7 protein-coding genes, 1 tRNA gene and 1 pseudogene are annotated in these 9,954 nt (G+C 63.7%); all 9 read right to left on the reverse strand.

Annotated features, from left to right (window positions below; all coding sequences use genetic code 11):
• A partial coding sequence (pheT, locus tag O2807_06725; protein MDA1000195.1) for a phenylalanine--tRNA ligase subunit beta occupies positions 1-2,087 on the reverse strand: 2,087 nt, incomplete at its 3' end.
• Positions 2,088-2,108: 21 nt separating this feature from the next.
• The gene (gene pheS / locus O2807_06730; GenBank protein MDA1000196.1) at positions 2,109-3,200 is read right to left on the reverse strand and encodes a phenylalanine--tRNA ligase subunit alpha; all 1,092 of its coding nucleotides are present in this window, start codon (positions 3,198-3,200) and stop codon (positions 2,109-2,111) included.
• A gap of 93 nt (positions 3,201-3,293) precedes the next feature.
• On the reverse strand, positions 3,294-3,647 hold the full coding sequence (gene rplT / locus O2807_06735; protein MDA1000197.1) for a 50S ribosomal protein L20: 354 nt from the start codon (positions 3,645-3,647) through the stop codon (positions 3,294-3,296).
• A 143-nt stretch (positions 3,648-3,790) separates the two neighbouring features.
• On the reverse strand, positions 3,791-3,988 hold the full coding sequence (gene rpmI, locus O2807_06740) for a 50S ribosomal protein L35 (GenBank protein MDA1000198.1): 198 nt from the start codon (positions 3,986-3,988) through the stop codon (positions 3,791-3,793).
• A 176-nt stretch (positions 3,989-4,164) separates the two neighbouring features.
• Positions 4,165-4,707 (reverse strand): annotated as a pseudogene (gene infC / locus O2807_06745) (translation initiation factor IF-3).
• A gap of 1 nt (position 4,708) precedes the next feature.
• Positions 4,709-6,583 (reverse strand): threonine--tRNA ligase, encoded by a 1,875-nt coding sequence (gene thrS / locus O2807_06750; GenBank protein MDA1000199.1) that lies wholly within the window; start codon positions 6,581-6,583, stop codon positions 4,709-4,711.
• Between the two features lie 126 nt (positions 6,584-6,709).
• Positions 6,710-6,784, reverse strand: a tRNA-Val gene (locus O2807_06755).
• A 97-nt stretch (positions 6,785-6,881) separates the two neighbouring features.
• Positions 6,882-9,383, reverse strand: coding sequence for an endopeptidase La (lon, locus tag O2807_06760; GenBank protein MDA1000200.1), 2,502 nt, complete (start codon positions 9,381-9,383; stop codon positions 6,882-6,884).
• A 48-nt stretch (positions 9,384-9,431) separates the two neighbouring features.
• The coding region (locus tag O2807_06765; GenBank protein MDA1000201.1) for an AAA family ATPase at positions 9,432-9,954 on the reverse strand (523 nt) is incomplete at its 5' end.

The following is a 9,954-nucleotide window of genomic DNA, read 5'->3' on the forward strand; positions in this document are numbered from 1 at the left end:
GCAGCCACGGGCTGGCGGATGCCCGCCTCATCGCAGACCCGGCGGGAGAGAAGACCCACTGTTCCGATCTCGGCACCCTCCGAGAGAATGCCGGCCACTCCCCCCGCCTCGAAAGCCGGCGGCGCGTCTTCCTTGGTGCGGAAAGAGAGGGCCGGAAGCCGCAGTGCCTCGGCGAGATACTCGAGAGCCCCCTTGAGGTCGAACAGCGCGGGGAGAAGAAGCGTCTCCCCGCCGGGCACCGCCCCCGCCGGCCAGAGCGCGGGGGGAAATGTCTCCGTCAGGATCGCCGCCAGCCGCGCCTCCTCCCGGGGCAGGGGGCCGCCCCCTCCCTTGTGGAAGGTCTGCCCGATCTCGAAAAGAAGCACTTCATCCAGCCCGCGGTTCAGGTTCAGGGCCGCATTGCCCAAAAGACCCGCGAGAAGGGTGGTCCGCATCACATCCATCTCGGCGCTCAGGGGATTTCGAAGCGGAACCACATCCGCCCCGCCCAGGCCGAGGCGCTCCAGGGCGGCGCCGCTCACAAAGCTGTAATTGATCGCCTCATCAAAACCCGCGGCCACCATCGCCTCGCGGCCCTTCTCCTCCAGCTCCCTTCGCGGGGAGGGCGGGGCCGGCGGGCGCGTCGTGGGCGGGAGGGTCGCGGCGAACTGATCGTATCCCTTCTGGCGGGCCACCTCCTCGATCAGATCGATCTCGCGCTCGATGTCGGGCCGGAAGGTGGGTACCTCCACCACGTATTCGTCCTTGCCGGCGGCTTCGAGCTTCATCCCGAGGGCTTCGAGTTCCTTGCGGATCTCCCGCTTCCCCACCTTCTCGCCCAGAAGGGCCGCAATCCGCCTGGTTCTGAGGCGCACGCGGGCGGGGCGTACCGGCTTCGGGTAGGCGTCCACCACACCGGGGGCCACCTCGCCGCCCGCCGTCTGCCGGATAAGTTCGATCGCCCAATCGGCCGCCCGGCGCGTTCCGCCCGGGTCCACCCCCCGCTCGAAGCGGTAGGAGGCCTCGGAGTTCAGGCCGAGGCGCCGCCGGGTGCGCCGGATGGTGGCGGGCGCGAAGTACGCGCTCTCCAGAAGGATGTTCCGCGTCCCATCGCCGACCTCGGAGTTGAGACCGCCCATCACGCCGCCGATGGCCACCGGGCGCCGGGCGTCGCAGATCATCAAATCGCCCACGTCCATCTTCCGCTCCTGCCCATCGAGGGTGCTGAAGGGCCCGTCCACGGGCTCCCACGTGCGGACCACGATGCGCCCTTCGGCCAGCAGGCCCATGTCGAAGGCGTGCAGCGGCTGGCCGAGGCTGAACATGACGTAGTTCGTTACATCCACCACGTTGTTGATGGGCCGCATCCCGGCGATCTTGAGCCTCTGCTGCATCCAGGCCGGAGAGGGACCGATCTTCACCCCCCGGATAACACGGGCGATGTAGCGCGGGCACTTGTCCGCATCGCGGATTTCCACCGCGCACAGCTTCTCCGCGGAATCCGCACCCTCCTCGGCAACGGCCAGCTCGGGAATGCGCAGCGGCCGGCCCAAAATGGCGGCCGCCTCGCGCGCCACCCCGAGAACGGAGAGGCAGTCGGCCCGGTTGGGGGTGATGCCGATCTCAAAGACACTGGTGTCGAGGCCGAGCGCGGCGGCGGCGGAAGAACCCACCGGCGGGGCACCCTCCAGCACGAGGATGCCGCCGTGATCCTCGCCGATCTCAAGCTCGCGGGCCGAGCAGATCATCCCCTCGCTGGTTTCCCCGCGGATTTTGGCCTCTTTGATCTGCTGGCCGTCCGGGAGCCTCACCCCGGGGCGGGCGAGAACGATGCGCTGGCCGGCCGCCACGTTGGGCGCGCCGCAGACCACCCGCCGCTCCCGAAGTCCGTCATGGACCCGGCAGAGCTTGAGCCGGTCGGCACCCGGATGGGCCTCGGCGGTGAGCACCTCACCCACGACAAAACCCTTCAGGCGCTCTCCGGGCTGATCGAGCCCCTCGACCTCGAGCCCCGCCATCGTGAGGCGCTCGGCAAGCTGCCCGGCGAGGCCCGGCGCCTTGGGATCGATCTCAACGAAATCGGCTATCCAGTCCAGACTGACGCGCATGGCGCTCCTCCCGCTCTCCGCCTAAAACTGCCGGAGCATGCGGATGTCGTTTTCGAAGAAAAGCCGGATGTCGCTGATGCCGTAGCGGAGCATGGCCACCCGCTCCACCCCCAGACCCCAAGCGAAGCCGCTCCACTCCTCGGGATCGTAGCCCACCGCCTCGAGCACCGCCGGGTCCACCATTCCCGCCCCGAGCACCTCCATCCACGCCCCGCCGTTCATCCACTCGCAGGAGATATCCACCTCGGCGCTCGGCTCGGTGAAGGGAAAGAAACTCGGCCGCAGACGCACCCGGAACTCGGGCCCGAAGAGGGCCTCCACGAACGCCTGAAGCGTTCCCTTCAGGTCCGTGAAGCTCACCCCGCGATCCACATAGAGGCCCTCGACCTGATGGAACATCGGCGAGTGCGTCACGTCCGCATCGCAGCGGAACACCTTGCCGGGCGCAATCACTTTCACCGGCGGCGGCTGCTTTTCCATGATGCGGATCTGGACGGGTGAGGTGTGGGTCCGAAGGAGTACATCGTCCGAAACGTAAAAAGTGTCCTGCATGTCGCGGGCGGGGTGATCCTTCGGGATGTTGAGGGCCTCGAAATTGTAGTAGTCGAGTTCCACCTCGGGCCCTTCGGCGACGGAGTAGCCGAGGCGGGTCAGGACAGAGATGATCTCGTCCATCGTCTGCACGATGGGGTGGCGGTGGCCGCGCCGCGGGCGCCTCCCGGGGACGGTGAGGTCGATCCGGGGGCTAGCCGGCCCCGCGGCCGCCCCGGCCTGAAAAGCGCCCGACGCGATCTCCACCGCTTCGAAAAGATAGGTCTTCCCCCCGCGCTCGGTGAGATGGGGGGCGAGCACTTCCTGGAGCCCCGCCGGCCCTCCATCCTTGATGGCGGCGACGCCTTTTTCGATAAGGTCCCGCAGGTTATTCGCCAGGGGGCCGACCGTGCGCTTCTCCTCGGGGGAGAGATCCTTCAGGCCGCGCATTACCTCGGTCAGCAGGCCGCTTTTTCTTCCCAGAAAGCGCAGGCGGACTTCCTCGGCCGCATCTGCGTTCCGTGCCGCGCCGAGCGCCGCCGCCGCCTCTCGGAACAATTCCTGAAGATTGGTTTCACTCATGACTTTGACCGGGGCGAGAGGGGCATCTGGAAAATCCCGAAAAAAAAGCTCCGCCCAAGATGGCGGAGCTTGATGATAACACCGATTGGCGTGCTAGCTCTGCGCCCGGGCTAACTCGACGAGCTGGGCAAACGCGGGCGGATCGGCAACCGCCAGATCGGCCAGCATCTTCCGGTTCACCTCGATGCCCGCTTGTTTGAGCCCATGCACGAAGGTGCTGTAGTTCATCCCGAGCACCCGGACAGCCGCATTGATGCGGACGGCCCACAGGCGGCGGAACTCGCGCTTTCGCACCCGGCGATCGCGGGTGGCATAGGCCAGCGCCCGCAGGACGGTTTCTTTGGCCGAGCGGTACCGCTTGGAGCGGGCGCCGCGGTAGCCCTTGGCCGATTTCAGCAGCCGGCGGTGGCGGGTTCTTCCGGCGGGTTTGCCCGTGGAACGAGGCATTTTTTCTTATCTCCTGCTGTCTGAGTGTCTGAGGACACGGGGCGGCCGCCATCCCTCACGGGAGAGGGAGCCGCTTTTCAAAGGCCCGGAATATACCCGCCTGCGGGGAAGCCTGCAACCCCGCCGGAGGGGGCGCTCATCCCCTAAAGATAGGGGAGAAGGCGCTTGACCAGGGCGTGATCGGCGCTTGAGACGATAAGTCCCTGGCGCAAATTGCGCTTCCGTTTCCGGGTCTTTTTGGTCAGGATATGGCGGTGAAAAGCCTGATTTCGCTTGATTTTCCCGCTTCCCGTCACCTTGAAGCGCTTGGCCGCCCCCCGGTTGCTCTTCAGCTTCGGCATCTTCTTATCCTTCCTTAGGATTCGGGGGTATCGACCCCGGGTGAATCTGACGCGCTATCTTCCACAGATGCCTGGGCTTTTTCAAGTGCCTCCGCCATTGGCGCCTTCAATTCCCCGTCCTGCGGAACCTCCTCCTTCGGGGGCTTCTCTCCGCTTCCGCTCGGGAATTTCCCGGGTTTTGGGGCAAGAATCATCACCATGTTGCGGCCCTCGAGCTTGGGCGCCTGCTCGATGTCCGCGATTTCCATCAACTCGTTGGAGAGCCGATCGAGCAATTTCCGTCCGAGGTCGGGGTGGGTCACTTCACGGCCCCGGAACATGATCGTCACCTTCGCCTTGTTCCCATCGTGGAGGAATCGCTCGGCGTGCCGTTTCTTGAAGTCGTAGTCGTGGTCATCGATTTTCACCCGCATCTTCACTTCCTTGACTTCCACCACCTTCTGGCGCTTGCGGGCGTCGTGGGCTTTCTTCTGCTGGACGTACTTGTAGCGCCCGTAATCCATGATCTTGCACACGGGCGGATCGGCGTTGGGGGACACCTCGACCAGATCGAACCCACGGCCATCTGCCGCCGCCAGGGCTTCTTCGATTGGCAGCACCCCCAGCTGCTCGCCATCCTCGTCAATGACGCGAACCTGCGGCACGCGAATTTCCTCGTTTGCGCGCGGACCCTTCGGCTGCGGCCGCGTATCGCGCCCGCCACGGGAGCGCAAAACCATATTATCCCTCCCCAGGAATGAAGGCGCGGACATCAATGTCCGCGCGAATCCGCCGGACCGCTTCATCGAGCGGAACGGCACCCATGTCCCCCACGCCGCGCACCCGCAGCGCCACCTGACCCTGTTCGGCTTCGCGGGCACCGACAACCAGCATGTAGGGGACTTTCTCGACCTGTGCTTCGCGTATCTTGTAGCCGATCTTTTCGTTCCGGAAATCGCCCTCGGTGCGGAAACCCTCTGCCACCAGGCGCGCGAGCGCCTCCCTCGCAAAGGGAAGCTGCGCATCCGTTATCGTCATCACGCGGGCCTGCACCGGCGCGAGCCAGGTCGGAAACGCCCCGGCGTAATGCTCCACCAGGCCGCCCACGAACCGCTCCATCGAGCCCAGCACCGTCCGGTGGATCATCACCACCTTGTGCCGCTCGCCGTCGGCGCCGACGTAATTGATGTCGAAGCGCTTGGGGAGGTTGAAGTCGAACTGGATGGTGGGACCCTGCCAGCCGCGCCCGAGGGCGTCGTGCATCTTGATGTCGATCTTCGGGCCGTAAAAAGCCGCCTCCCCTTCGATGCGCTTGTAGGCGATGCCCTTCTTCTCGAGCGCCCTGCGGAGGGCTTCCACGGCGGCGGCCCAGTCCTCCGGCTCGCCGGCGTACTTGCTGAAATCGGCCGGGTCGTGCACCGAGAGCTCGGTGCTGAAATTCTCGTAGCCGAAGGTTTTCATCATGAAATGGGCCAGATCGATAACGCCGATCACTTCCTCCTCGGCCTGTTCGAGGGTGCAGAAGATGTGGGCATCGTCCTGGGTGAAGCCCCGGACGCGGAGCATCCCGTGAAGCGCGCCGCTCCGCTCATAGCGGTAGACCGTCCCGAGCTCGGCCAGCCGGTAGGGCAGATCGCGGTAGCTGTGGGTGTGCTGCTGGTAGATGAGGATGTGGCCCGGGCAGTTCATCGGCTTGAGCACGTACTCGTCCTCATCGATGTTCAGGACGTACATGCTCTCCCGGTAAAAGTCGTAGTGGCCCGAGGTGCGGAAAAGAACGTCCCGGGCGATGTGCGGGATGGAGCAGAGTTGATAGCCGCGCTTGACGTGCTCATCTTCCCAGAAGCGCTCGATCGTCTTCTTGACGATGGTCCCCTTGGGCTGCCAATAGATCAGCCCGCTGCCCGCCTTGTCGTCCACGAAAAAAAGATCGAGCTGCTTCCCCAGAACGCGGTGATCGCGGGCCTTGGCTTCCCCGAGACGCCGGAGATGTTCCTTGAGCGCTTCCTTGGTCGCGAACGCCGTCCCGTAGATGCGCTGGAGCATCTTGTTTCTTTCATCGCCCCGCCAGTAGGCCCCCGCCACGTTGAGCAGCTTGAAGTGGCGCAACACCCCCGTCGAGGGGGCGTGCGGCCCGCGGCAAAGATCGACAAAATCGCCCTGCCGGTAGATCGAGAGGGCCTCGCTTTCGGGCAGATCGTTGATCATCTCGATCTTGTAGCTCTCCCCGCGTTCCTCGAAGAGCGAGAGCGCCGCGGGCCGGTCGAGATCCTCGCGCCGGATCGGCAGCTTCTTCTTGGCAATTTCCTTCATCCTCCCCTCGATCGCTTCCAGATCCTCGGGGATGAAGGGGCGCTCATAATCAATGTCGTAGTAAAAGCCGCTGTCGATTGGCGGACCGATGGTGAGCTGGGCGCCGGGGTAGAGCTCCCGCACCGCCTGGGCCATCAGGTGGGCGGTGCTGTGGCGCAGGATCTCGAGTCCCTCTTCCGATTCGGGGGAAACAAATTCGAGCCGGGTGTCTTTCGCGGAAGCACGATCCAGATCGACGAGTCGACCGTCCACCTTGACCGCAATCGCATCCTTGGGTGGATTCAAACTGGATTCAACAGTCATAGAACCGGGCGCCTGGCACCAATAAACGCTCCTCTTTCTTCCCGGACTTTCCAGAGTTCCAGAACGATGCAGTGGAGCTGAATATCGAAAGGAAAATCCAAATCACCCCGTCCCTTTCCTTTTTCGTGGTAGGCGCGGGCGGTTTCGAACCGCCGACCTCTTGCGTGTCAAGCAAGCGCTCTCCCCCTGAGCTACGCGCCTTTGTAACCGGAAAAATGATAGGTTGGCGGCCCGGAAAATGTCAATCCACCAGAACCCGCTTCCCTCGCCGTGCACCGCGCAAAAAGAAAACTCCGCCTCATCTTCCGCCCGGGGAGATCCGCCGCGTGCGGCCGGTCTCTTTCTTTGTGCCCGAGGGAGGCGCCTTGCGGGCCGAGGAAACCGTCTTGCGCTGCCGGGGCCGGATAGCGGAGGCCTTTCCTTTCGAGGCCACTGGCATATTTTTCGCGGCCGTCAAGCACGCGGACACGATATCGTCCATGCTTTCGACAAAAATCACATTCATCCCGAGCGGACCTTCCTCCTCCACCTCGCGCACATCCTTTTCGTTTTCCTTTGGGAAAATAACGTTGGGGATCCCGTTCCGGCGGGCCGCCAGCATCTTTTCCTTCACCCCGCCCACGGGCAGGACGCGGCCCCGCAGCGTCACCTCGCCGCTGATCGCCACATCGTGGCGCACCTTCCGGCCCGTGAGCGCGCTGGCCATCGCCAGCGCCATCGTCACACCGGCCGAGGGTCCATCCTTGGAAATCGCTCCCTCGGGAAGGTGGATGTGGATGTCCTTCTTTTCGTGGAAATTGGCGGGGATGCCGAGTTCCTTGGCCCGCATCCTGAGCCAGGAGAGTCCCGCCCGGGCGCTCTCCTTCATCACCTCGCCGAGCTTCCCGGTCAGGGTCAACACCCCCTTGCCGTCGTAGACGCCGACCTCCACGGGAAGAAGCACGCCCCCGGCCGAGGTCCATGCCAGCCCGGTGGCAACCCCGACTTCCGCCCTCGATTCAGGCCGCTCGGGGATGAAGCGGGGAATCCCGATATACGTCTCCAGTGCGGCCGCTGTTATGCGAACCAGCTGCTTGTCCTTCCGGGCGCGGCCCTTCTTGGCCGCCTTTTTCTCCCGCCGCTTCTCGACGAGGCGCCGCGCCACCTTCCGCGAAAGATTCCCCAGCTCACGCTCGAGGTTCCGCACGCCGGCCTCGCGCGTGTACTCCCGGATGATCCGGAGAATGGTCGCGTCCTCGACCTCGAGCATCTTTTCGTCCAGCCCGTTCTCCTTCCGCTGGCGGGGAAAGAGAAAACGCCGCGCAATCTCATACTTCTCCTCCTCGGAGTAGCCGGCGATGCGGATGATCTCCATCCGATCGAGGAGCGGGCCTGGTATGGCATCGGTGGTGTTGGCGGTCGCGATGAAAAAGACCCGGCTCAGGTCGTAGTCCACCTCCAGGTAGTGATCGCTAAAGTGCCGGTTCTGCTCGGGATCGAGCACTTCCAGCAGGGCCGAGGCGGGGTCTCCCCGGAAGTCGGCGCTCATCTTGTCCACTTCATCGAGCATGAAGACGGGATTCAGCGTACCCGCCTTTTTCATGGACTGGATGATCCGCCCCGGAAGCGCCCCGATGTAGGTGCGGCGGTGGCCCCGGATTTCGGCCTCGTCCCGGATCCCTCCGAGAGAGACGCGGACGAACTTGCGCCCCAGGGCGCCTGCGATGCTCCGCCCGAGAGATGTTTTTCCCACGCCGGGCGGACCGACAAAGCAGAGGATGGGCCCCCGAATCGCCTTATTGAGAATCTTCACGGCCAGATGCTCGAGGATGCGCTCCTTCACCTTCTTGAGGCCGAAGTGATCCCGCTCGAGGACATCCCGCGCGACCGTCAAGTTGTTCTGATCGCGCGTCCGCTCCTTCCAGGGGACATCAATAAGCCATTCGACGTAGCCGCGGACCACCGAGGACTCGGCTGAAAGAGGCGCCATCATCTCCAGGCGCCTGATCTCTTTTTCGACCCGCTCGGTAATCTCCTTGGGCAGGAGAACTTTCTCCGCCCGCTGGCGCAGCTCCTCTCCCTCGGTGGCGACACCATCCACCTGACCGAGTTCGCGCTGGATCGCCTTGAGCTGTTCGGTGAGATAAAACTCCTTCTGGTTGTGGTCCATCTGCTGCCGTACTCTTCCGCGAACCTTCCGCTCCATCTTCAAGAGTTCGATCTCGCCATCGAGAAGGCCGCGCAGGGCGGCGATGCGCTCTTCGACGTTCACACACTCGAGAAGACGCTGTTTTTCGGAGAGCTTGAAGGAAACGCTCGCTGCAATCGCATCAGCCACACTCGAGGGCGTCCCCATGTTTTCCACCGCGGCGTACACTTCGTGCGGAATCCGGTGATTGATGCGTAGATAATCCTCAAAATGGAACAACAGATCGCGGCACTGGGCGGCGGTCTCGGGCGGGATGTCCTCTTTCTCATCGATTGACAGCACCTCGGCCCACGTTCCATCGCCGTTGGTCTGGCAGCCGACCAGCCGGGCGCGCTGCACCCCCTCCAGGAGCACTTTGAAGGTGCCGTCGCTCAGGCGCAGCACCTGAAGCACCTCGGCCACCGTTCCGACCTCATAGAGGTTTTCCGGTTCGGCTTCCTCGACGCGGGAATCGCGCTGGGCGACGACGAAGATCTGCTGGGCCTGCGGAGGCATGGATTCAATCGTGGCGATCGAGCGGCCGCGCGAGACGAATACAGGAGAGATCATGTGCGGGAAAAAAACCATATCCCGCACGGGGAGGCAGGGCAGAAGACCGGTTTCAGCTTTCAAACATTCCTCGCAAAACGAGAGAAGAGGGGCACAGACACCGCATGAAACTTAACTGGCTTTCTCAAAAACCAACAACGGCGACTCTTTCCGGTGGACGACATTTTCGTTGATCACGATTTCTTTCACGTCGCTCATGGACGGAAGGTCGAACATGGTCTCGAGCATAATATCTTCGAGAATACTGCGAAGCCCCCGGGCACCGGTCTTGTGCTCAAGCGCCTGGATGGCGATCTGCCGGATCGCCGACTCGGTGAAGCGGAGGGTCACATTTTCGAATTCGATCAATTTCTGGAATTGCTTGACGAGGGCGTTCCGGGGCTCGGTCAGCACCCTCACCATCGCCTCCTCGTCGAGCTCGCCCAAGGTGGCCACGACGGGAAGGCGCCCCACAAACTCCGGGATCAGGCCGTATTTCAGGAGATCCTCCGGCAGCACCTGGTTGATAATCTCCGTCAGGGAGGCCTTGCCCGCCGAGTTCAACTTCGCCTCGAATCCCATCCCCTGCCGGCCCACGCGCTGGCGAATCAGCGTGTCGAGCACCACGAAGGCGCCCCCGCAAACGAACAAGATG

It is taken from the genome of bacterium (genome assembly GCA_027622355.1).
GTDB lineage: Bacteria > UBA8248 > UBA8248 > UBA8248 > UBA8248 > JAQBZT01.